The sequence below is a fragment of the Mesorhizobium sp. P160187 genome (genome assembly GCF_057766425.1).
The window spans coordinates 1,942,832-1,964,574 of record NZ_JBYMDX010000003.1; the positions used below are offsets into that span (position 1 = coordinate 1,942,832).

Sequence of the window (21,743 nt, forward strand, 5' to 3'; positions counted from 1 at the left end):
GGGCGTTACATCAGGTTCCTTGGAGGGACAGCATGGCAGCACATGGCGGGTCGAAGACAGTCATCTACGCGGCGCTCGCCGGTAATCTCGCTATTGCTGTGACCAAATTCGTCGCCGCCTTCTTCACCGGCAGCTCGGCGATGCTGTCGGAAGGCGTGCACTCGCTGGTGGATACCGGCAATGGCGGGCTGCTGCTCTACGGCATGCACCGCGCCGCCCGCCCGCCGGACCGCACGCATCCGCTCGGCCATGGCCGCGAGCTGTATTTCTGGAGCTTCATTGTCGCCCTGCTCGTATTCGCGCTCGGCGCCGGCGTGTCCTTCTATGAAGGCGTCGTCCACATCATGGCGCCTGAGCCGGTCGCCAATCCCAAAATCAACTACATCGTGCTGGGCCTCTCAATGCTGTTCGAGGGCAGCTCCTGGTACGTGGCGCTGAAGGAGTTCCGCCAGCAGAAGGGCAAGCAAGGCTGGCTGCAGGCCGTGCAATCGAGCAAGGATCCGAGCGTCTACACGATCCTGTTCGAGGACAGCGCCGCCCTGCTCGGTCTCTTCGTCGCCTTCGCTGGCATATTGGCGGCCGAACTCCTCGACATGCCCGAACTCGACGGCGTCGCCTCGATCGGCATCGCGATGATCCTCGGCGCCACCGCCATCTTTCTGGCGCGCGAAAGCAAGGGATTGCTCATCGGTGAGCCGGCCTCGGCGGAAGTGCAGGCCAAGGTGCTGGCCATCGCCCAGCAGGATCCGGCGGTGCAGCGGGCCAACGGCGTTCTCACCGTCCATCTCGGCCCGCAACAGATCGTCGCTGGGCTGAGCATCGAATTCGAGGACCATCTGACGGCGCCTGAGATTGAAGCCTGTGTCGAGCGCATCGAGGCGCTCTTGAAAAAAGAAATGCCGGAGATCACCAGGCTGTTCGTCAAGCCGCAGACGACCGGAACCTGGGAGCACCGGCGCAAGCAGGTCGAGGCGGCGTCGGACTAGTTCTTGGACCAGCAGTCCACCGTTGGCCCCATCGCCTGGTCCCGCTAAGATCGCTCGACGGATTTCGGAGAATCAACCATGAAAATCGATGGTGGGTGCCATTGCGGCGCCATAACTTATGAAGCAGAGGTCGACCCGGAAAAGACCTCTATCTGTCATTGCACCGACTGCCAGCAACTGACCGGTACCGCCTTTCGTGTCACTGTTCCCGCGCCTGAGGATCATTATAGGATCACAAAGGGCACACCGAAGGTTTATATCAAGACGGGATCGAGCGGCGCCAAGCGTGCCCAGGCGTTCTGCGGCGACTGCGGTTCGCATCTTTACGCAACGTCGGTTGGCGACGGGCCGAAGGTCTATGGGATCAGGGCGGGGACCGCGCGGCAACGCGAGGATCTCGTTCCGACTCAACAGAAATGGCACCGATCGGCCCTGCACTGGCTTCCGGAATTCGAGGGCGTAAGCATCGTAGAGGCGCAGTAGCACCTGCCTCCCGGTTAAACGCGGCCCAAACCAGCCAATAATGTGCTAGGCTAGCCATCAAACGGATGGCGGGGGATAGCAATGTCGGAAACGGACAAAGTGTTTGCCGGCTCGATTCCGGAAAACTACGACCGCTACATGGTGCCGCTGATCTTCGAGCCGTTCGCCGCGGATTTGGCACGACGGGCAGCGTCCTTGTCGCCCGGCGCCGTCCTGGAAGTCGCCGCCGGCACCGGCGTTGTCACCCGCGCATTGGCTCCAAAACTGTCTCCCGGCGCAAGCTATGTCGTGACCGACCTCAACCAGCCTATGCTCGACTACGCGGCCTCGCGACAAGCTCCCGACAGTCGTATACAATGGCGTCAGGCGGATGCTCTGGCGCTGCCGTTCGAAGATGCGGCTTTCGATCTCGTTTGCTGTCAGTTCGGCGCGATGTTCTTTCCCGACCGAGCCGCCGGCTATCGCGAAGCAAAGCGGGTCCTGAAGACCGGCGGCCATTTCCTGTTCAACGTGTGGGATCGCATCGAAGAGAATGTATTCGCCAATGATGTGACGAATGCTCTTGCGGAGATTTTTCCGAACGATCCGCCCCGCTTTCTCGCCCGCACGCCGCACGGCTACAATGACACTGCATTGATCCGCGGCGAGTTGGAAGCCGCAGGTTTCTCCCGTGTGGTGATCGACACGAGGGCCGAACAAAGCCGTGCCTCCTCGCCGCGCCTTCCGGCGGTTGCCTATTGCCAGGGAACTCCGCTTCGCAACGAAATCGAGGCTAGAGGAAAACTGGAAGCCGCAACCGATCACGCCGCGTCCGTGATTGCAGCCAGACACGGCAGCCGCGAGGTTGCGGCCAAGATCCAGGCGCACGTGATCGTGGCTATGGTCTAATGCATGGCGCCCAGAAGTGTGCCGCGGTTCTGGGACAACGACATGCATCAAAACAAAGACTTAAACCGCGTCGTATGAATCCGTTTCAGCGCGACGCTCTTTAATCGTCGCCTTCGACGACACGTAGCCTGAGCTGCCCCGTCTTGGAATCCGCCACCCGCACCCCGGCTTCGGCCTTGGCGGGTCCGCCACCGCGCACTTCGGCTTCGCTTTCGCCAAACTCCAGCGCTTCGATCTTTTGGCCGCGCTTGGTCACCTTCGACGTCGACACCAGTATCTCGTCGATATCCTTGGCCGACTGGCCAAAATGCGTCTGCAACCGGCGCACGCGTTCGTCGACGCGCGCGACGTCTTCCATCAGCCGGATCACCTCGCCCTGGATCAGATGCGCCTGTTCGCGCATGCGGGCGTCCTTGAGGATGGCCTGGATGACCTGGATCGACAGCATCAAAAGCGACGGTGAGACGATGATGACACGCGCCCGGTGCGCCTTCTGGACCACGGCGTCGAAATTCTCGTGGATTTCGGCGAACACCGATTCCGACGGCACGAACATGAAGGCGGTGTCCTGCGTCTCGCCCTGGATCAGGTATTTTTCCGAGATATCGCGGACGTGAATTTCGATGTCGCGGCGGAAAGCCTGGGCCGCGATCTTCTGTTGTTCGGCGCCATCGGCGGCGCGGATGGCGTTCCAGGCTTCCAGCGGAAACTTGGCGTCGATGGCAAGCTGCGGCGCACCGTTCGGCATCCTGACCAGGCAGTCGGGACGGCTGCCGTTTGACAGCGTTGCCTGGAACTCGTAGGCGCCCATCGGAAGGCCGTCGGCGACGATCGCCTCCATGCGCGACTGGCCGAAGGCGCCGCGCGTCTGCTTGTTGGACAGGATCGCCTGCAATTGCACGACCTGGCCGGCCAGCGACTGGATGTTGCCTTGCGCGGTGTCGATGACCGCCAGCCGTTCCTGCAGTTTGGCGAGGCTCTCATGCGTCGATTTGGTCTGTTCGGTCATGGTTTGACCGAGCCTGCCGGTCATGGCGTCGAGGCGCTGGCCGATCGACTGGTTGAGTTCGGCCTGCCTTGCGCCGAACACGTCGGCGATGGCGCCCATGCGGCCCTGCATCTCGGCCTGGCTTTGCAAAATGCCGGCCATCCGCGCCTCGGCGTCGCGGGCGTGGTCGGCGGCTTCCGCCGCGGCGATGGTGCGCGCCTTGGCCGATCGCCACAGCGCCACGACAAGCGCCAGGAACAGGCCGAGAAACACCAGCGCGCCGAGGGCCAGTGCATGGCCGAGCGTGATCGTCGTGGCGCCAAGCCGGGCAACGGGTTCGGAAAGGATGGTGCTCAGGTCGTTCATCCCGCCAGCATAGCCGATTCGCAGACCTGGCACAGATCAAAACATGAACGAGACCGATTCGCACCGGTTGACGCTTCTCCTGCGACGTTTTAGGTGAGGCGCCATGTCGATCAAGCCGCTCATCATCCTTCCCGATCCTATCCTGCGCCAGGTTTCCAAACCGGTCGAACGCGTCGACGCGCCTTTGCGCAAACTGGCCGACGACATGCTGGCGACGATGTATGATGCGCCGGGCATCGGCTTGGCCGCAATCCAGATCGGCGAGCCGCTGCGCATGCTGGTCATCGACCTCGCCAAGGAAGACGAGCCGCCGGCGCCGCATGTCTTCATCAATCCCGAAATCCTCGAAAGCGCCGACGCCCGCTCGGTCTACGAGGAAGGCTGCCTGTCGATCCCGGACTATTACGCCGAGGTCGAGCGTCCCGCCTCGGTGCGCGTGAAATATCTCGACCGCGACGGCAAGCTGCAGGAGATCGAGGCCGAAGGCCTGATGGCGACTTGCCTCCAGCACGAGATCGACCATCTCAACGGTGTGCTGTTCATCGACCACATCTCGAAGCTGAAGCGCGACATGGTGGTCAAGAAGTTCAAGAAGCTCGCCAAGGACAAGGCGCCGGGCAAGCTGGTGGGATAGGGATAGGCCCTGCTTTCGGCGACTCGCACAAAATCCCGTCTCGACCCGCCCCTATTGAGAGACGCTTCCTTGCGTGATATCATTGATATCAGACTGGAGACTCCGATGGGCGATATGTTGATCAGAGATATTCCCGAGCCGTTGAAGCGTGAAATCGAGCATGCGGCACGCAAGGGCGGCCAAAGCCTCTCGATCAAGGCGATCGATTTATTGCGAAAAGGCATGGTTGCGGAAAAAGAAGGCAGGGCCGAGCCTGGACTCACGGCTTGGGATGCGATTCGCGCTGCCTTCGCCTCGGAAAATGCAATCAGCGACGAATTTGCGCAGATGATGGATGAGATCGAAGCGGAACGGAAACGCGACTTTGGCCGCACCATTGAGAATTTCGAGTGATAATCCTCGATACCAATGTCGTCTCGGAAGCGAGCCGGCCCGCGCCCGATCCAAACGTCGCTAAGTGGTTTCGCAGACAGGACCTGCTCGACCTCTATCTCTGCGGTCCTGTTGTCATGGAGCAGTCCTTTGGAGCCGAAAGGTTTCTGAACAAGACCGGCTCGGACCGCCACGTCCGTGCACTTGACCACCTGGTTTCGAAGCAGTTTTCGGGACGTGTCGTCGAATTTGCCGGTCCCATTCCCCGTCTGGCGGGCAAGCTCCGGGCAATGCGGGAAACTATCGGCCGGCCGATCAGCCTTTCCGATGCCATGATCGCTGCCATCTGCCTGTCGCACGACGCTATGCTGGCGACGCGCAATATCAGGGACTTCGAAGAGCTTGACCTCAAGATCGTAAACCCGTTTGAAGCAGACGCTTGAGCGGACTGCCGCGCGCAGAACAGGATACTGGACGAAAATGCCGCTTCGCGTCATCTTCATGGGCACGCCGGAGTTTTCGGTGCCGGTGCTGCGCGCGATTGCCGAGGCCGAGCACGAGATAGCAGCCGTCTACACCCAGCCGCCGCGCGCCGCCGGCCGCCGCGGTCTGGAGCTGACACCGTCGCCGGTGCAGCGCGAGGCTGAGCGGCTGGGCATCGAAGTGCGCACGCCGCTGTCGCTGAAGGGCGAGGGCGAGCAAGCTGCTTTCCAGGCGTTGCGTGCCGATGTCGCAGTCGTCGTCGCGTATGGTTTGCTGTTGCCGAAGGGTATTCTGGAGGCTCCGCGCCTCGGCTGCCTCAATGGCCACGCCTCGCTTTTGCCGCGTTGGCGTGGTGCAGCTCCCATCCAGCGAGCCATTATGGCCGGCGACGTCGAAACCGGCATGATGGTGATGCGCATGGAAGAGGGCCTGGACACCGGTCCGGTGGCACTGGTTGAAAAATGCGCCATAGAGCCCGACATGACGGCCGGCGATCTGCACGACCGCTTGATGAATATTGCTGCCACGCTGATGGTGGAAGCGCTGTCCCGATTGGAGACAAATACCCTGGCATCGACTTTGCAGGCGGCTGACGGGGTGACCTACGCCAGGAAAATCGATAAGTCGGAGACACGTGTGGACTGGACGCGCCCGGCTGCAGAGGTCCACAATCACATTCGCGGCCTGTCGCCATTTCCCGGCGCCTGGTGCGACGCCGACATCGGCGGCCGCACGGAACGGCTGAAACTGCTTCGCTCGACGCTTTTGGAAGGCACGCTTTCTGAAAGCATGGGCGAGTCGGGAGGAATTCTCGATGACCGGCTGACGGTCGCCTGCGGGTCGGGCGCGGTCAGGCTGGTCGAAGTTCAACGGGCGGGCGGAAAGCCCGCTGCCGCGCAGGAGTTTCTGCGCGGGGCCAAGATCGAAAAAGGAATGAAGTTCTCATGAGCATGATGTCGATACGCGGCGCGACGCCGCGGGACCGCGAGGCCATACGCCTGGTCGAGGAACACGCATTCGGCCAGCAGGCGGAGGCCGGGCTGGTCGACGCTCTGGTCACAGGCGGCGACGCCGTTGTCGAACTGGTGGCGGAAGAAGACGGCCAGGTGGTCGGCCACATCCTGTTTTCCAGGCTGTTCGTCCAGAACGGCGGCAAGCAGTTCGCAGCCGTGGCGCTGGCGCCGTTGGCGGTGGAACCTTCGTTCCACGGCTCGGGCATTGGCGGTGCGCTGATCCGCGAGGCGCATATCCGCCTCAGGGATGCCGGCGAGACGCTCGCCGTTGTGTTGGGCGATCCGGCCTATTACGGCCGCTTCGGCTACAATCATGCGCGGGCCGAAAAGTTTGAGAGCGAATATCAGGGCGAAGCGCTGCAGGCGCTGGCCTGGGGTGACGCACCCGAAAAAGGCAAACTGGTCTACGCCCAGGCCTTTACCGCACTCGCCGCCTGAACGAAGGGTGTATGCCGCGTTTTCGTCTCGATATCGAATATGACGGCAGCCTCTTCGCCGGCTGGCAACACCAGGCGGATCAGCCTTCGGTGCAGCAGGCTATAGAGCAGGCGATCGAGAAATTCTGCGGTGAGGCGGTGCGGATACGCGCCGCCGGCCGCACCGACGCCGGGGTGCATGCGACCGCCCAGGTGGCGCATGTCGACCTCGCCAAGGCATGGCCAAACGACAAGGTGCGCGACGCCGTCAACGCCCACCTGCAGGCGGCAGGCGCGCGCATCGCCATCCTGCAGGCGACGGTTGTCCCCAATGAGTTCGACGCCCGTTTCTCGGCCACCGGACGGCACTATCTCTACCGCATCCTCAACCGGCGCGCGCCTGCAGCGATGGAAAAGGGCAAGGTCTGGTGGGTGCCGAAGCGGCTCGATGCGGACGCCATGCACGAAGCGGCGAAAGTCCTGCTCGGCCGACATGACTTTACCACCTTCCGCTCGACGCAATGCCAGGCCAACAGTCCGGTGCGGACGCTGGAGCGGCTCGATGTAAGCCGCCAGGGCGACCTGATCGAAGTCAGGGCCTCGGCGCGCTCTTTCCTGCACAACCAGGTGCGCTCCATGGTCGGTTCGCTGAAACGCGTCGGCGACGGCGGCTGGACCGCCGCCGACCTCAAGGCAGCGCTCGCGGCGCAAGACCGCGCCGCCTGCGGCCAGGTGGCGCCGCCCGACGGGCTTTTTCTCGTCGGTGTAGACTATCCGGAGAAGTTCTAAGCCGGAGCGGCGGTCGGCACCGTGATGCCGAGCAGCGCCACTAGGCCGAACAAGACGGCCAGAGACACCACCAACATGCCTGCGAACACGGCGCTGCCGACAGCCGCGCCCTTGCCGATCGCGGCGTTGGTCATCCGCCAGGAGAGTACCAGCGACAGCACCACCAGAACCAGCCACACCAATTCGGCAACCGGGTTGCCGGACGGCAGGAAAAGCCTGATCAGCGCTGAAGGCAGCAGCATCCAGGCGGTGATCGCCGACGCCCAGTTGCTGGCGACGACATAGTGGACGAAGCGGTCGCCGATGCCGGCGCGCGATGCGACCAGGGCAAGCACAACCAGGGGCAGCAGCCACGAGCCGAGGTCGACGGTCGCCAGGCGAATCAACATGCCCAGCCGGCCGGCGAACGCATTGGGATCGCCGATCTCGTTGGCCGTGCCGACCCAGCCGACGATCATCGCCGGCGCGGCGACGACGATGGCGAAGAAGGAATTCCAGAAGCCGTCCGCCGACAGGTCGAGCAGCCGCAAGCCGTCGGCCTTTCCGAGCATCAGCCGCCAGGCTCCGTTAAGCGATGAAGAGGTCTCGTCAACCGAAAGCATGATCAGCCCTGCTCGAACCAGTCATCGATGAAGCGCTGGTAGATTTGGGTCAGCGTCTCGAGGTCGGCCAGTGCGACGCGCTCGTCGACCATGTGCATGGTCTTGCCGACGAGGCCGAACTCGACCACCGGGCAATAGTCCTTGATGAAACGCGCATCCGAGGTTCCGCCCGAGGTGGACAGCGCCGGCTCCTTGCCGACCGTCGCCTTGATCGACCCGCGCAGCGTCCCGATCAGCTTGTCGTCGCGCGTCAGGAAGACATGGCTCGGCCGGTCGCGCCAGATCAGCTCGTAGTCGACCGGCGTCTTGCCGGTCCGGTATTTCTTGCGCTTCGCCGCCTGGTCGAGGCGGTTATGGATCTCGGCCTGCACCGTCTCGGCAGTCCATGTGTCGTTGAAGCGGATGTTGAAGGTGGCTGTCGCCTTGGCCGGAATAACATTGGTCGCCGGGTTGCCGACATCGATCGAGGTCACTTCCAGATTGGTCGGCTGAAAATCCTTCGTGCCCTCGTCGAAGACGGGCGACAGCAAGGCGTCGACCAGGCTGATCAGGCCGCGCACCGGATTGTCGGCGAGCAATGGATAGGCGACATGGCCCTGGCGGCCGTTGACCGTGACACTGCCCGACATCGAGCCACGCCGGCCGATCTTGATCATGTCGCCGAGCGTGTCCGGATTGGTCGGCTCGCCGACGATCGCGGCGTCCCATCTCTCGCCCTTGGCCGCCGCCCAGTCGAGCAGTTTTGTCGTCCCGTTGATCGCCGGCCCCTCCTCGTCGCCGGTAATCAGCAGCGAGACCGAGCCTTTCGGACCACCCTTTTTCTCGACATGGCGCGCCACGGCGGCGATGAAACAGGCGATGCCGCCCTTCATGTCGACGGCGCCGCGGCCATACATCTCGCCCTTGGCGATCTCGGCGGCGAAGGGCGGATGCGTCCACGACGCCTCGTCGCCCGCCGGCACCACGTCGGTATGGCCGGCAAACATCAGATGCGGCCCATTGCCGGAGCGGCGCGCGTAGAGGTTCTCGATGTCGGGGGTGCCGTCTTCGGAAAACACCGGGCGTTCGACGCAAAAGCCGAGCGGCTGCAGCATGCCTTCCAGGGCAGCCAGCGCGCCGCCCTCGGCGGGCGTTACGGAGGCGCAGCGTATGAGGGTTGCGAGGTTGGCGGCGGGATCGGTCGGCAGTTTCATGGGCAAAGCGATAGTCGAAAGCGAAAGGCCTGTCACGGCCAGAGATGATGACCGGTCCTGCCGCCGACATTATGGTTTTCATGTCGTATAGTGCAGGCCAACACGAGATAGTCGCATGGCCAACGCCGAAAAGACCATCGTCATTGCCGGCGCCGGCAGCATCGGCTGCTATGTCGGCGGTTGCCTGGCGCTGGCCGGACGCAAGGTGGTGTTTTTGGCGCGGCCAGGCATCGCGACGATCTTGCTGGACGGCGGCCTGCGCATCACCGATCTCGATGGTCGCGACCGATCCATCCGGCCGGAGTCCGTCACCACCGATCCCGCCGCTGCCCTCGCCAGCGCCGGCGTGGTGCTGGTGACGGTCAAGAACGGCGCTACCGAGGAGATGGCGTCGCTTGTTGCCGGACATGCGCGCGGCGATGTCGTGGTGGTCAGCCTGCAGAACGGCGTCGGCAATGCCGACCGGTTACGCGCCGGGCTCGGTGGCCGGACTGTGCTCGCCGGCATGGTGCCGTTCAATGTCGTCCAGTCGGCCATAGGCAATTTGCCGCTTCACCTGCATCGCGCCAGCGACGGCAAGGTGAGGATCGAAGACGGTATGGCCGGGCTTGCCGGCCTTCTCGATGTCGAAGGGCTTGGTGTGGAAACGCATGCCGATATGAAGGCCGTGCAGTGGGGCAAGCTGCTGATCAACCTTAACAACGCGCTTGTCGCATTGTCCGGCCTGCCGCTGGCGAGCGAACTTGCCGACCGCCGCTGGCGGCGAATCCTGGCCGGTCAGATTGACGAGGCCCTGGCGGCGATGAAGGCGTTACATATCGCGCCGGCGCGGATCGGCGGCTTGCATCCCGTCCTGCTGCCGAAACTGCTCCGGCTGCCGGACTGGCTGTTCCGGCTGGTCGCCCGCCGCATGCTCGCCCATCGACCCGCAGGCGCGCTCGTCGATGTGGGACGACCTCCAGCGTGGTCGGCCGACCGAGATCGGTGACCTGCAGGGGGCCGTCCTGAGCCTCGCCGAAAAGGCCGGCACGCCGGCGCCTCTGCTGAAGCGGGTCACCGCGCTGGTGCGGCAGGCCGAGCGGGAAAAGCGCGGCTCACCCGGGCTGACGCCGGAAGCCGTCACTGGATAGTCTACTTGCCGCGAGCCTCGGGCCTTGGCCCGCATAGCCCGAAAACAGGCGCGTGGGCCCGCCGCGTCACAGCTTTGGTGCGCGCCTCGGAGCCGGCGCTTTGCTCGCCGGGCCTGGCGCCGGCAGGGGCTGCGCCGCCGGGTGGTTCTCGATCAGCGTGATCTTCTGCCAGATCTTGCGCGACAGGTTGGACGCCAGGTTCTCGACGTCGTTGACGCCGTCGATGACCACATCGTCATTGACCGACTGCGCAAACAGCGCCGCGATCTTGCCGGTGATCGACAGCATCTCCGAGCAATAGTCGAGGTAGCGCGCCAGGTCGGCGGCATTGGTGATGCGCGCCGGCGAATGCGCGGTCGGCCTGAAATTGGCGGACAATGCTGCCGGATCCTTGGTCAGCTGGTGCATGTCGATGACATGGATCAGCGATCTCAACCCATGCAGCTGGCGAAACACCCGCTTGCGCTTGATGCGCTCCTCGGTGCGGATTAGCGCCAGCAGGCCAAGCACGGCAAGGATCATCATGTTGATCGTGGCTTCGATGCCTTGCACCGACTGCACCGCATCGTCGGCCTGCGAGATATGGATGAGCGGCAGGATGGTGCCGACGAACAGGAAGATCAGCGCGCCGGCGGCAACAGCGGCGACGATGGCGCCGCGGAGCCACCAGATCGGCGCTTCGAGCGCCTGCGCCGCCCTGGCCAGGTCGCGCGACAGCGACACCAGTTCGGCGGCGACGCCGCGCAGGCCGGCATCGGGAAAACGCTCGGCGACGCGCTCTTCCAGCCGCTCGGCGGTGTCGATGATCAGTTTCGGATCAAGCGTGCGGTAGCGCATGGCGAGATATCCGGTCGGCGCTCATGGTTCAGCCGGCGCGTTGCTGCGTTTGCCGTAGCGGTTCGGACCGGGGTCACCGCGGAAACACGCTAGAACGATGAGAAGAATGGGGCCGATGATAAGAGAGATCAACGCGTAATAAGTCGGCTTGCCGAAATCATGAAACCGCTTTGCGGTTACCGCAAAGCTCGACCATGTCGAGATCAGCAAAACGACCCAGAACACAAGTGCCCAGTTCTGGCTGGTTGCGGTGCCGGGTTCCAGTCTCGACAACTGGTAGAGCGGGAAAAACTGTGCAAGCACCAGCAGCAGCCCGGCGAGCACGTAGGCACTTGGGCTGACGCGCCCTGAGAGGCTGAAGAAGAGCCAGGGAAGTGGTGGTGTGTTGGGCAATCTGGAGCGCTCTGGTTGCTCGGACAGGATCAATCACGCAGCAGTTCGTTGATCGAGGTTTTCGACCGGGTCTTGGCATCGACGCGCTTGACGATGACGGCGCAGTAGAGGCCAGGGCCCGGCTCGTTGTTCGGAAAGGCCTTGCCCGGCATCGAGCCGGCGACGACGACCGAATTCGGCGGCACCTCGCCATAAAACACTTCGCCGGTGGCGCGGTCGACGATCTTGGTCGACTGGCCGATGAACACACCCATTCCGAGCACCGAGCCTTCGCGCACGATGCAGCCCTCGACCACTTCGGAGCGCGCGCCGATGAAGCAATTGTCCTCGATGATGGTCGGGCCGGCCTGCATCGGCTCCAGCACCCCGCCGATGCCTACGCCGCCCGAGAGGTGCACATTCTTGCCGATCTGGGCGCAGGAGCCGACCGAGGCCCAGGTGTCGACCATGGTGCCGCTATCGACATAGGCGCCGACATTGACGAAGGACGGCATCAGCACCGCGCCCGGCGCGACATAAGCCGAGCGGCGCACGATCGAAGACGGCACGGCGCGGAAGCCTGCCTTCTCGAAATCGACCGCGCTCCAGCCGTCGAACTTCGACGCCACCTTGTCCCACCAGACCGCCTGGCCGGGGCCGCCCTTGATGATCTCCATCGGATAGAGCCGGAACGAGAGCAGCACCGCCTTCTTCAGCCATTGGTTGACATGCCATTTGCCATCGGGCTGGCGCTCGGCAACGCGCACGGTGCCACGGTCGAGCAGGTCGAGTGAGGACTGGATGGCGTCGCGCGTTTCGCCCCGGGTCGCGGTCGAAATCGTGTCGCGCTCCTCGAAGGCCTTCTCGATCGTCTTTTCGAGGCTGGCCAGATCAGGCTTCGACATGAATTCGCTCCGTTACCACGCTGTTAAGGCCGTCGGCCTTAACCTTGTTTTGAAAGTCGCGCGGACCCTATGTTAAGGCGTATTGGGGGTCAATCGCGCGTGCGCCATGGGACGGCGCAAGTGAACTGTTGGGACGGGTAGAAAGCATATGACTCCTATGGAAAAGGCGGGATGGACGCCGCTGCCGCATTCGGACGAGGATCTGGAGCGCTCGAAAAGCGTTCCCGACACGCCGCAGACGCGCGCCGAAACCTACCGGCTGGCCTGGAACGATCCCGACTTCATGACGCGCCGGGAATTGCGCGCTGTGCGCTTGCAGCTTGAGCTCTTGAAGCCCGAAATGATCCTCGCCGAGCGCGGCATCCGCTCGACGGTCATCCTGTTCGGCGGCGCGCGTATTCCCGAGCCCGGCGGCGAGGCCTGGGCCGCCAAGAACGAGACGCAGAAGAAAAACCTCGAGGAAAACAGCAAATACTACGAGGAGGCGCGCAAATTCGCCCGCCTCTGCTCACAGCAATCGGCCACGTCCTACTACCGCGAATTCGTCGTCGTCACCGGTGGCGGCCCAGGCGTGATGGAGGCGGGAAATCGCGGCGCCGACGATGTCGGCGCGCCGTCGATCGGCCTCAACATCGTCCTGCCACACGAGCAGGCGCCGAACGCCTATGTGACCCCGGAGCTGTGCTTCAACTTCCACTATTTCGCCATCCGCAAGATGCATTTCGTCATGCGCGCCAAGGCCGTCGCGGTGTTTCCGGGCGGCTTCGGTACCATGGACGAATTCTTCGAGACGCTGACGCTGATCCAGACCGGCCGCATGGAGCGCGTGCCGGTGATCCTGTTCGGCAAGGCGTTCTGGCAGCGCGCGATCGACCTCGATTTCCTGGCCGAACAAGGCACCATCACGCCCGGCGACCAGGATATCATCGACTTTGTCGACACCGCCGACGAGGCCTGGGGGATCATCAGCCGCTTCTACAAGTTGGGGGAGTAGGGGAACCGGGAATTGAAGAACTGAAGAATTGAGGAAAAGGAGGTCCGGATCGGTCTCCTTTCACCAGTTCTCCAATTCTTCAGCTCCTCAATTCCTCTACCCCCTCCACTATCCCCGTCAGAAACGTCGCGAGATCGTCGGTGACGAAATCGACGTCGTCCTCATTGGCCGGATCGCGTTCCCAGATCTCGGCAAAGGTCGGCTCGAAATTGCGCGGCACCACCAGCACCGTGGTCATGCCCAGTGATTTCGGCACCTCGAGGTTGCGGGCGAGATCCTCGAACATCACCGCATTGTGTCCGGTGACGGCGTGCAGTTCGGCAAACTTCTCATAGGTCTGCCGCGACGGCTTCGGCGTCAGCCCGGCGGCGACGATATCGAAAATGTCGTCGAAATGGTCGAGTATGCCGAGCTGGCGCGCGGTGCGCTCGGCGTGCCTGCGGTCGCCATTGGTGAAGATGAACTTGCGGCCGGGCAGCTGGCGGATGGCGGTGCCCAGCACCGGATCCGGCACCAGCCACGAATAGTCGATGTCGTGCACCTTTTCGAGAAAATCGTCGGGGTCGATGCCGTGGCGCGTCATCAGCCCGTTCAGCGTCGTGCCATATTCGAGATAGAGTTCCTTCTGCAGCTTGCGCGCTTCCTCGCGCGGCAGCGTGAGCAGTTCTCCGACATAGGCCGTCATCTTGACGTCGATCTGCGAAAACAGATTCGAATGGTGCGGATAAAGCGTGTTGTCGAGGTCGAACACCCAGTCGGTGACATGGGCGAAGCGGGCGGGATCGGGCAGCGTGGTCATGGCGTCCTTATGGCATGAAATATCTGCCGTTCGAACCCCTTTCTGATGTAGAGCTTATCCACAACCTATGTGCATCTAGAGTTGTAAAAATGGGCTCACCATTCAAATTTTAGGCATCACGGAAAGGTGGCCTTCAGGGCTTGCTGGCACAGAGACGGTTCAGTGGGAGCCAGCGATGAGTCGCATAGTCTTAAAGTCCGCCGCCGTCGCATTCGGCTCGGTAGCCATCTCGCTTTTGCTGACGCTGATCATCGTTCCGGCCATGGGTTTTCCGGTCGACCGCACCGTCTGGCTGACATCGACGGTGTGCCCGCTGGCGCTCGCCTGGATCGCCTGCGCCAGCACCTTCTGGCAGAGCGACCGACTGAAAAACGCGCATCGCGATCTCGCCCGCGCGCATGCCCAGCTCGCCGCCGCGCATCGGCGCCTGTCGGCGAAGGCGAGCCGCGACGACATGACCGGCATGCTCAACCGCGAGAGCTTCTTTGCCGCGTTGGACGGCTCGCGGCGCAAATCCGATCGCGGCGCGCTGCTGATCATCGACGCCGACCATTTCAAGGCGATCAACGACAGTTTCGGCCATCTGACCGGCGATGACGCACTGGTGTTGATCGCCAGCGCCATCGAGCGCGGCGTCCGCAGCGGCGACGTGCTCGGCCGCATTGGCGGTGAGGAGTTCGGCGCCTTCCTGGTCGGCGCTACGGAAGCCGAAGCCCGGCGCGTGGCCGAGCGCATCCGCCGTGAAGTCGAGCTGGTCCGCTTTCGTCCGGTCGACGAGCGCACGGTGCCGCTGACCGTCTCGATCGGCGGCATCACCTGTGCGCAAGATGCCGATGTCTCGGACCTGATGCGCGCCGCCGACCGCCGGCTCTACGAGGCCAAGCACCGCGGCCGCAATTTGTCGATCCTCGACCGGGACATTTCCGAAGCTGCCTAGGTGTTGGTGGTGGGGCTGTTAACGGTTCGCCAACATTGTTTCCACGCAACTGCGCCGTTTACCGGGTTGTAACTCGTTTACAGGCAAGGCTTGGCACGGGAATGGCATGTCTGGCCGGTACCTGTGCCGTTCAGGGAACGCCATGCGTGGATCGAAGCCCCCATCCAGAGACGTGTCATGAGTTTCTTCATCAGGAAAATGTCGCGCCGCACCATCGTGCAGGCGCTGATTGCGATGCCGGCGCTACAGCTTTTTCGCAAGCTGCCTGACAGCGACCGCCCCCCGGCCGATCCCGACGAGATCGTCGTGGTCAATGGCTGGATCCTGAAGCGGAGCGACCTGGCATGATCTTCGACAGCTATGAGGCGTTTCGAGCCTCGGATTTCAAGCCCAAGGTCTGCATTCTCGGCTCCGGGCCGGCCGGCACCACCATTGCCAGAAAGCTCGGCGCCGCCGGCATTCCGGTCGTGGTGCTGGAGGCCGGCGCACGCGAATTCAGCGACGAGTCGCAGGATTTCTACCGCGGCTCCACGGTCGGCGATCAATATTTCGATCTCGACATCACCCGGCTGCGCTTCATGGGCGGGTCGTCGAACCACTGGGCCGGCTGGTGCCGCGTGCTCGACAAGCAAGACTTTGAGCCCAAGGCATGGGCGCCGGACACCGGCTGGCCAATCGCCCGGACCGACATCGAGCCCTATCTGTCCGAGGTGCACGACATACTCGAGCTTCCCGACTTCAAGCCCGATGTGCCGATTTCAGACGACATACGCTGGGTGCAGCTGATCAAGAGCCCGGCCGTGCGCTTTGGCGAGAAATTCTCCGACGAGCTCGACAAGAGCAAGAACATAGCGCTCGTGCTCAACACCTATGCCACCGAACTTGCCGGGGACGGCAAACGAGTGACCGGCACCAGGCTGTGGTCGAACGGCAAGGATGCCGGCGCCTTCAGCGCCGATTATTTCATCGTCTGCACCGGCGGGCTGGAGAATTCGCGGCTGCTTCTATGGTCGAACCAGCGCTCGAATAGCGGCGTGGTGCCGAACGCCATGGCACTTGGCCGCTACTGGATGGAGCACCCGACCTTCGAGGGCGGCAATGCCATCCTGGCCGATTACAGCGAGTTCGAGGTCGATGCCGTCAACGAGGCGTTCTTCTCGCCGACGCTCGCCGCCATGGAGCGGCTGCAGATCATGAACTTCGGCATACGCCTGATCGAGACGCCCTATGCCGGCGTCAAGAGCCTGATTGCCGACCTCGCCTGCACCGCGCCCGAGGCCGCCGAATGGGTCGCCTACCAGCTCAGCCAGAACCTGCGCTGTGCGGCCCAGCTCTACGTCGCCTGGGAACAGGCGCCGCTGGCCTCGAACCATATCGAATTGTCGAAGACCGATGTCGACCGTGCCGGCGTGCCGCGCATCGAGCTGCACTGGACGAAGTCGCCGTTGGAGCGCCGCACCATCCTCGAGGGGCTCAAGCTGTTCGGAACGACGCTGATCGAGAAGGACCTCGGCCGCGTCCGCATCATGGACTGGCTGACCAATGGCGAGGACTACCCGACGGATGAGGAACTGGCCGGCCACCATCATATGGGCGGCACGCGCATGGGAACCGATGTCACCAAGAGCGTGGTCGACGCCAACTGCAAGGTGCACGGCATGGACAATCTCTATGTCGGCGGTTCCTCGGTATTCTGCACCTCGGGCGAATGCAACCCGACGACGACGATCACCGCACTTGCCTGCCGGCTAGGCGACCATCTGACCAAAGTAATCACGGTGTGACGAAGTCATCCCCCCGGTGTGACGAAGTCATCACCGTCTGATTGTCAAAAAAGCGAACGGCGCGACAGGATTGCTACCGGCGCTACCCATGCCTTGGTGTCGAAACCCTCGGAAATCAGCGCCAACGAGATCTCCCTCCCCTTGTGGGGAGGGATTAAAGGTGGGGGTAGGTGCCGCGCAAACCCTTCAGGATTTGCTAAACCGTCGCTGGATCCAGTGCCGGCTGCCCCTTGCGGCGGGCGACGATCGCCTTGAAATCGGCGGTCCGGAACGCATCGCGCAACACGTCGAAAGACGGCAGCACGAAATAGGCGCGCTGGAACTTGTCGATCTCGTAGCCGGTGCGCATCACCGTTTCGAGGTCGAAGGGCACGTGGTGCGCGTCCGGGCTCGCGACGGCGAACTGCAATTCGGTGAACGACGACATCAGCCCGGCGCCGAAAGCTTTCAGCTTCTGGCCCTCCTCCTGTATCAGCCCGTATTCGGCGGTGTACCAGTAGAGCCGGGTGATCATCTCGTCACCGCCCAGCGCAATCACGCTCTCGGCCTTCTCGCCATACATCTGCATGAAGTCGGCAAACACCGGCTGCGTCAGGATGGGCACATGGCCGAAGAAGTCGTGGAACATGTCGGGTTCGACGATGTAGTCGAGCTCGTCCTTGGTGCGCAGCCAGTTGGTCACCGGAAAGCGCCGGTTGGCGAGATGGTCGAAGAAGGGCGCGGCCGGGATGAGGCCAGGCACGGCGACGATTTCCCAGCCGGTCAGCTTGCGCAGCTTGTCTGAGACCGCGCCGAAATCCGGGATCTTGTCGAGCAGGCCGAGTGCGGCGACGCCATCGAGATAGGAATGGTGCGCCAGCTTCTGCGTCAGCTTGGTCTGCCGGTCGCACAACGTGCGCCACACCGCCTGTTCGTCGGCGCTGTAGTTGTAGCCCTGCGCCACGGTGAAGTCGGAACGGCACACTGAATAGTCGCCACGCAGGCCTTGCGCCGCGCAATCACGGGCATATTCGGCAACGCTCATCGTCGTCATGGTTCTTCTCCCCTGATCGTGACACTTGAATCTGTCCGCAGAGTCTAGCGGCGGCCGGCGAGGCAATTCAGCTTTGATGATGGCTTGGGTCCATGATTTGAGGTAAAAATCACCAAGCAGAAGCTGAAAGAGAGTGAAAATGCCTCAGTTCGACGATTTCGAGATCAAGATGCTGGATGTTCTTCAGCGCGATGGACGCAAGCCCGTGTCCGAACTGGCGCAGGAGATCGGCCTGTCGACGACGCCTTGCGCCCGCCGCTTCGAGGCGCTGCAGGAGGCCGGCATCATCAAGGGCTTTGCCGCCGTGCTCAACCGCCGCGGCGTCGGCCTGATGGTCGAGGTGTTCATCCAGGTGCGGCTCACCAGCCACAGCGACGGTTCGCCCGAAACCTTCATCGCAGCCGTGCAGCACATGGACGAAGTCTCGTCGTGCTGGACGATGACCGGCGACCACGATTTCCTGCTGCATGTGATGGTGCCCTCGGTCGACGAACTCAACGCCTTCGTCATGCACCGCCTGATGCGCCTTGCCGGCGTGCGCGACGTTCACACCCAGCTGGTGCTGCAGAACATCAAGGGCCCGGGCCACGTGCCGCTCGCCCACCTCAGGCGGTAGGACACGCACCGCCATTTCTGCGGAAAAGCTGCACGCAAACTGCTGAACGGAGCCCAAATGCGAAACTGAAACGCCGGCTACGCCATGCGGACCGTCGCTCAAAGGTCCGTCATGAACATCGTGCTGATCAATCCGCCGCACACCGCCATCGGCAGCCGCGTGCCCGATGACCATCTGCCACCGCTCGGCCTGCTGGCACTGGGCGGCCCGCTTATCGACTCCGGCCATAAAGTCCGGCTGGTCGATGCCGAATTCGGGCCGATGCCGTTGGAAACGCTGGTGCGCGATGCGCTCAGCGGCCAGCCCGATTGCATCCTGATCGGCCACTCCGGCTCGACCTCGGCGCATCCCACCGCGCTCGCGATCGCCCGCATGGTCAAGGCGCTCGAGCCGGCGACGCTGGTGATCTATGGCGGCGTGTTCCCGACCTATCACTGGCGCGACATATTGGCGGCGAGCGATGTCTTCGACTTCATCGTGCGCGGCGAGGGCGAGGCAACCATCCTTGCCCTGGTCGTGGCACTGGACAATCGCCGGCCACTGGCCGATGTCGCGGGCATCGCCTATCGCGACGATCTCGGCCGCCCCTTCGCGACGCGGCCGGCCGGGACCATTGCCGATCTGGACGAGTACCGCGTCGGCTGGGAGCTGATCGATCACCGCCGCTACAGCTATTGGGGCGGCAAGCGCGCCGTGGTCATGCAGTTATCGCGGGGCTGCCCGCATCTGTGCAACTATTGTGGCCAACGCGGTTTCTGGACCCGCTGGCGGCATCGCGACCCCAAGAAATTTGCGCAGGAGATTGCCTGGCTGCACCGCCAGCACGGCGTCGAACTGATCAACCTCGCCGACGAAAACCCGACCGTGTCGAAGAAGGTTTGGCGCGCCTTTCTCGATGCGCTGATCGCCGAGAACGTGCCGGTGCTGATCGTCGGCTCGACCCGGGCCGACGACATCGTGCGCGATGCCGACATCCTGCACCTCTATCGCAAGGCCGGCGTCATCCGCTGGCTGCTCGGCATGGAAAACACCGACGAACAGACGCTTCAATTGATCCGCAAGGGCGGCAGCACCTCATCCGACCGCGAGGCAATCCGGCTGCTCCGCCAGCATGGCATACTGTCCATGGCGACCTGGGTGGCCGGGTTCGAGGATGAGACCTTTCGCGATCTGTGGCGCGGCTTTCGCCAGCTGCTTGCCTATGACCCCGACCAGATCCAGGCGCTCTATGTCACGCCGCACCGCTGGACGCCGTTCTTCCGCATCGCCAAGGACCGCAAGGTGATTCAGACGGATGCCCGGCTGTGGGACTACAAGCACCAGGTGCTGCAGATGACCCGGCTGAAACCGTGGATGCTGTTCTTCTCGATCAAGCTGATCGAGGTCGCGGTGCAGTCGCGGCCGAAGGCGCTGACGCGCATTCTCTTCCACCCCGATCCCGAACAGCGCCATTCGATGCGCTGGTACACGCAAATGGGCCGCCGCGTCTGGTTCCGCGAGGTCTGGGGTTTTCTGGCCCGCGACCGCCGCCTCAAGGATGGTCCGACGCTGGCTGAGTTCTGGGGCGCTCCGCAGGATGCCGATGAGGAATCCATGGTCGTCATGCGCCCGTCGCGCAAGCCGGCCGAAGCGACTGTCGCGATCTCGGCCGGCCCCTGACAGGCTCGCTGCCATTTATAGATACGTACCGTATGCGTGTTGACATACGCAGCGTATGTACCCACTTCAAGCATACGGGGCGTAGGGGAGTGACCCGGACAATGGAGTGAAAATGACCAAACGTGACGCGATCTTTCCTGCCGGCCGGCAGGCTCTCTATGAGATCAATCGCTATTCTGCTGCAATACGATCGGGCGACCTTTTGTTCGTCTCGGGCCAGGTCGGCAGCCGCGAGGACGGGTCGCCCGAACCTGTCTTCGAAAAGCAGGTCCAGCTTGCCTTCGACAATCTCGCGGCAGTGCTGAAAGCAGCGGGCGCCACGTTCGACGATATAGTCGACGTGACCACCTTCCACACGGATCCGGCAGCGCAATGGCCCGTGATCGATGCCGTTCGGCTGAAGGTGTTCGGTGAACCGCCCTACACCAATTGGACGGCGGTCGGCGTCAACTGGTTAGCCGGCTTCGACTTCGAGATAAAGGTCATCGCGCGCCTGCCCCAGCCGGCCTAACGGCTGGCCAGCCGATCGACTGGCCGCCAAGCCAGTTGCACCTCAGGGCACGATCAGCGTGCCGGCGCCGTGTTCGGTGAACAGTTCCAAAAGCACCGCATGCGGCGTCTTGCCGTTGAGGATGACGACGCCTTCGACGCCGCGCTCGATCGCCTCGATGCAGGTCTCGACCTTGGGGATCATGCCGCCCGACACCGTGCCGTCCTTGATCAGCGCCCTGGCTTCGGCCACTGTCAGTTCGTCGATCAGCTTCTTGTTCTTGTCGAGCACGCCGGGCACGTCGGTCAGGAACAAAAGGCGCGTCGCCTGGCAGGCGCCGGCGATGGCGCCGGCAAAGGTGTCGGCATTGATGTTGTACGTGTGGCCGTCGCGGCCCGGCGCCACCGGCGCCAGCACCGGGATCATTTCCGAGCGTGCCAGCAGGTCGAGCAGGGTGCGGTCGACCTCGACCGGCTCGCCGACGAAACCGAGATCGAGCACACGCTCGATGTTGGAGTCCGGGTCGATCATGGTCCTGCGCGCCTTTTCGGCGAACACCATGTTGCCGTCCTTGCCGCACAGGCCGATCGCCCATTCGCCCTCGGCGTTGATCAGCGCGACGATCTCCTTGTTGATCGAACCGGCCAGCACCATCTCGACGATCTCGACCGTCTTCTGGTCCGTGACGCGCAGCCCGCCTTCGAACTTGGATTCGATTCCCATCTTGGCCAGCATGGCGCCGATCTGCGGCCCGCCGCCATGGACGACGATCGGGTTGACGCCGGACTGCTTCAGCAGCGCGATGTCACGGGCGAAAGCCTTGCCGAGCTCGATATCGCCCATGGCATGACCGCCATATTTTACCACCACCGTCTTGTGCTCGTAGCGCTGCATATAGGGCAGGGCCCGCGAGAGCAGGGCGGCCTGCATTTCGGCGGTGGCGGTGATCTCCGTCATCGGCATGGTTCCCTGGA

The 21,743-nt window shown here is 63.2% G+C and carries 25 protein-coding genes and 1 pseudogene; 17 read left to right on the forward strand and 9 right to left on the reverse strand.

The annotated features are described in order from the left end of the window. Positions 1-32 precede the first annotated feature (32 nt). The 3 genes from AC3CCE_RS12880 (at position 33) to AC3CCE_RS12890 (ending at position 2,357) form a co-directional block, all read left to right on the forward strand. The gene (locus AC3CCE_RS12880) at positions 33-986 is read left to right on the forward strand and encodes a cation diffusion facilitator family transporter (RefSeq protein ID WP_023687479.1); all 954 of its coding nucleotides are present in this window, start codon (positions 33-35) and stop codon (positions 984-986) included. 78 nt (positions 987-1,064) lie between these two features. Next, a complete protein-coding gene (locus AC3CCE_RS12885; protein ID WP_023728810.1) occupies positions 1,065-1,469 on the forward strand; it encodes a GFA family protein in 405 nt (134 codons plus the stop codon). An 81-nt stretch (positions 1,470-1,550) separates the two neighbouring features. Further along, positions 1,551-2,357 (forward strand): class I SAM-dependent methyltransferase, encoded by an 807-nt coding sequence (locus AC3CCE_RS12890; RefSeq protein ID WP_352625136.1) that lies wholly within the window; start codon positions 1,551-1,553, stop codon positions 2,355-2,357. 100 nt (positions 2,358-2,457) lie between these two features. Here AC3CCE_RS12890 and AC3CCE_RS12895 read toward each other — a convergent pair whose 3' ends face one another. Continuing rightward, positions 2,458-3,711 (reverse strand): DNA recombination protein RmuC, encoded by a 1,254-nt coding sequence (locus AC3CCE_RS12895; RefSeq protein ID WP_023692996.1) that lies wholly within the window; start codon positions 3,709-3,711, stop codon positions 2,458-2,460. 103 nt (positions 3,712-3,814) lie between these two features. On the opposite strand from AC3CCE_RS12895, the gene def reads away from it, so the two are divergent. The 6 genes from def to truA all read left to right on the forward strand — a co-directional run bounded on the left by def (position 3,815) and on the right by truA (position 7,418). Next, positions 3,815-4,345 carry a peptide deformylase gene (gene def / locus AC3CCE_RS12900; RefSeq protein WP_023673213.1) on the forward strand — a complete coding sequence of 177 codons (531 nt, stop codon included), beginning with the start codon at positions 3,815-3,817 and terminating at the stop codon, positions 4,343-4,345. A 105-nt stretch (positions 4,346-4,450) separates the two neighbouring features. After that, the gene (locus AC3CCE_RS12905) at positions 4,451-4,738 is read left to right on the forward strand and encodes a hypothetical protein (protein WP_023825810.1); all 288 of its coding nucleotides are present in this window, start codon (positions 4,451-4,453) and stop codon (positions 4,736-4,738) included. Then, complete coding sequence (locus AC3CCE_RS12910; protein WP_023703800.1) at positions 4,735-5,160, forward strand: type II toxin-antitoxin system VapC family toxin; 426 nt, start codon at positions 4,735-4,737, stop codon at positions 5,158-5,160. The genes AC3CCE_RS12905 and AC3CCE_RS12910 overlap by 4 nt, the downstream gene beginning before the upstream one ends. A gap of 37 nt (positions 5,161-5,197) precedes the next feature. Further along, entirely contained in the window at positions 5,198-6,148 is a 951-nt protein-coding gene (fmt, locus tag AC3CCE_RS12915) for a methionyl-tRNA formyltransferase (RefSeq protein ID WP_352625133.1), read from the forward strand. Beyond that, positions 6,145-6,651 carry a GNAT family N-acetyltransferase gene (locus AC3CCE_RS12920; RefSeq protein WP_023728813.1) on the forward strand — a complete coding sequence of 169 codons (507 nt, stop codon included), beginning with the start codon at positions 6,145-6,147 and terminating at the stop codon, positions 6,649-6,651. The genes fmt and AC3CCE_RS12920 overlap by 4 nt, the downstream gene beginning before the upstream one ends. An 11-nt stretch (positions 6,652-6,662) precedes the next feature. Further along, positions 6,663-7,418, forward strand: a complete 756-nt coding sequence (gene truA, locus AC3CCE_RS12925; protein WP_023681338.1) for a tRNA pseudouridine(38-40) synthase TruA — start codon at positions 6,663-6,665, stop codon at positions 7,416-7,418. Here the strand turns inward: truA and AC3CCE_RS12930 are convergent. Together AC3CCE_RS12930 and dapE are read right to left on the reverse strand one after the other, a co-directional pair. Next, positions 7,415-8,020, reverse strand: coding sequence for a hypothetical protein (locus AC3CCE_RS12930; RefSeq protein ID WP_023673217.1), 606 nt, complete (start codon positions 8,018-8,020; stop codon positions 7,415-7,417). The genes truA and AC3CCE_RS12930 overlap by 4 nt on opposite strands. 2 nt (positions 8,021-8,022) lie before the next feature. Further along, entirely contained in the window at positions 8,023-9,213 is a 1,191-nt protein-coding gene (gene dapE, locus AC3CCE_RS12935) for a succinyl-diaminopimelate desuccinylase (RefSeq protein WP_352625130.1), read from the reverse strand. Positions 9,214-9,328: 115 nt separating this feature from the next. Between dapE and AC3CCE_RS12940 the strand changes: the two are divergent. Then, positions 9,329-10,343, forward strand: a pseudogene (locus AC3CCE_RS12940) (2-dehydropantoate 2-reductase). A 66-nt stretch (positions 10,344-10,409) separates the two neighbouring features. Here the strand turns inward: AC3CCE_RS12940 and AC3CCE_RS12945 are convergent. From AC3CCE_RS12945 to dapD, 3 genes are read right to left on the reverse strand one after another with little or no spacing between them, the layout of a single operon-like run. Next, positions 10,410-11,180, reverse strand: a complete 771-nt coding sequence (locus AC3CCE_RS12945) for a hypothetical protein (RefSeq protein ID WP_352510673.1) — start codon at positions 11,178-11,180, stop codon at positions 10,410-10,412. 21 nt (positions 11,181-11,201) lie between these two features. Continuing rightward, positions 11,202-11,606, reverse strand: a complete 405-nt coding sequence (locus AC3CCE_RS12950; protein ID WP_081725464.1) for a DUF805 domain-containing protein — start codon at positions 11,604-11,606, stop codon at positions 11,202-11,204. Then, the gene (dapD, locus tag AC3CCE_RS12955; RefSeq protein ID WP_023696035.1) at positions 11,603-12,457 is read right to left on the reverse strand and encodes a 2,3,4,5-tetrahydropyridine-2,6-dicarboxylate N-succinyltransferase; all 855 of its coding nucleotides are present in this window, start codon (positions 12,455-12,457) and stop codon (positions 11,603-11,605) included. Before dapD ends, AC3CCE_RS12950 begins: the two co-directional genes overlap by 4 nt. Before the next feature lie 148 nt (positions 12,458-12,605). Between dapD and AC3CCE_RS12960 the strand changes: the two genes are divergently transcribed. Then, positions 12,606-13,451 carry an LOG family protein gene (locus AC3CCE_RS12960; RefSeq protein WP_023681343.1) on the forward strand — a complete coding sequence of 282 codons (846 nt, stop codon included), beginning with the start codon at positions 12,606-12,608 and terminating at the stop codon, positions 13,449-13,451. A gap of 79 nt (positions 13,452-13,530) precedes the next feature. On the opposite strand, the gene AC3CCE_RS12965 is transcribed toward AC3CCE_RS12960, so the two are convergent. Continuing rightward, positions 13,531-14,250, reverse strand: coding sequence for a pyrimidine 5'-nucleotidase (locus AC3CCE_RS12965; RefSeq protein ID WP_023687469.1), 720 nt, complete (start codon positions 14,248-14,250; stop codon positions 13,531-13,533). Between the two features lie 175 nt (positions 14,251-14,425). On the opposite strand from AC3CCE_RS12965, the gene AC3CCE_RS12970 reads away from it, so the two are divergent. From AC3CCE_RS12970 to AC3CCE_RS12980, 3 genes are all read left to right on the forward strand, one after another. After that, complete coding sequence (locus AC3CCE_RS12970) at positions 14,426-15,187, forward strand: GGDEF domain-containing protein (protein ID WP_023681345.1); 762 nt, start codon at positions 14,426-14,428, stop codon at positions 15,185-15,187. 177 nt (positions 15,188-15,364) lie between these two features. Beyond that, a complete protein-coding gene (locus AC3CCE_RS12975; protein WP_023673226.1) occupies positions 15,365-15,535 on the forward strand; it encodes a hypothetical protein in 171 nt (56 codons plus the stop codon). Next, positions 15,532-16,971 (forward strand): GMC oxidoreductase, encoded by a 1,440-nt coding sequence (locus tag AC3CCE_RS12980; protein WP_352510671.1) that lies wholly within the window; start codon positions 15,532-15,534, stop codon positions 16,969-16,971. Before AC3CCE_RS12975 ends, AC3CCE_RS12980 begins: the two co-directional genes overlap by 4 nt. A 196-nt stretch (positions 16,972-17,167) precedes the next feature. On the opposite strand, the gene phhA is transcribed toward AC3CCE_RS12980, so the two are convergent. Next, positions 17,168-18,004: a phenylalanine 4-monooxygenase gene (phhA, locus tag AC3CCE_RS12985; protein ID WP_352625126.1), complete on the reverse strand. Its 837-nt coding sequence runs from the start codon at positions 18,002-18,004 to the stop codon at positions 17,168-17,170. 139 nt (positions 18,005-18,143) lie between these two features. Here phhA and AC3CCE_RS12990 point away from each other — a divergent pair, with 139 nt between their 5' ends. The 3 genes from AC3CCE_RS12990 to AC3CCE_RS13000 all read left to right on the forward strand — a co-directional run bounded on the left by AC3CCE_RS12990 (position 18,144) and on the right by AC3CCE_RS13000 (position 20,790). Next, on the forward strand, positions 18,144-18,620 hold the full coding sequence (locus tag AC3CCE_RS12990; protein ID WP_352510669.1) for an Lrp/AsnC family transcriptional regulator: 477 nt from the start codon (positions 18,144-18,146) through the stop codon (positions 18,618-18,620). 111 nt (positions 18,621-18,731) lie between these two features. Further along, the gene (gene bchE, locus AC3CCE_RS12995; RefSeq protein WP_352625124.1) at positions 18,732-20,279 is read left to right on the forward strand and encodes a magnesium-protoporphyrin IX monomethyl ester anaerobic oxidative cyclase; all 1,548 of its coding nucleotides are present in this window, start codon (positions 18,732-18,734) and stop codon (positions 20,277-20,279) included. A gap of 112 nt (positions 20,280-20,391) precedes the next feature. Next, positions 20,392-20,790: a RidA family protein gene (locus AC3CCE_RS13000; protein WP_023710405.1), complete on the forward strand. Its 399-nt coding sequence runs from the start codon at positions 20,392-20,394 to the stop codon at positions 20,788-20,790. A gap of 42 nt (positions 20,791-20,832) precedes the next feature. Here the strand turns inward: AC3CCE_RS13000 and argB are convergent, their stop codons facing one another. Further along, positions 20,833-21,726, reverse strand: coding sequence for an acetylglutamate kinase (argB, locus tag AC3CCE_RS13005; RefSeq protein ID WP_352510667.1), 894 nt, complete (start codon positions 21,724-21,726; stop codon positions 20,833-20,835). Between the last annotated feature and the right edge of the window lie 17 nt (positions 21,727-21,743).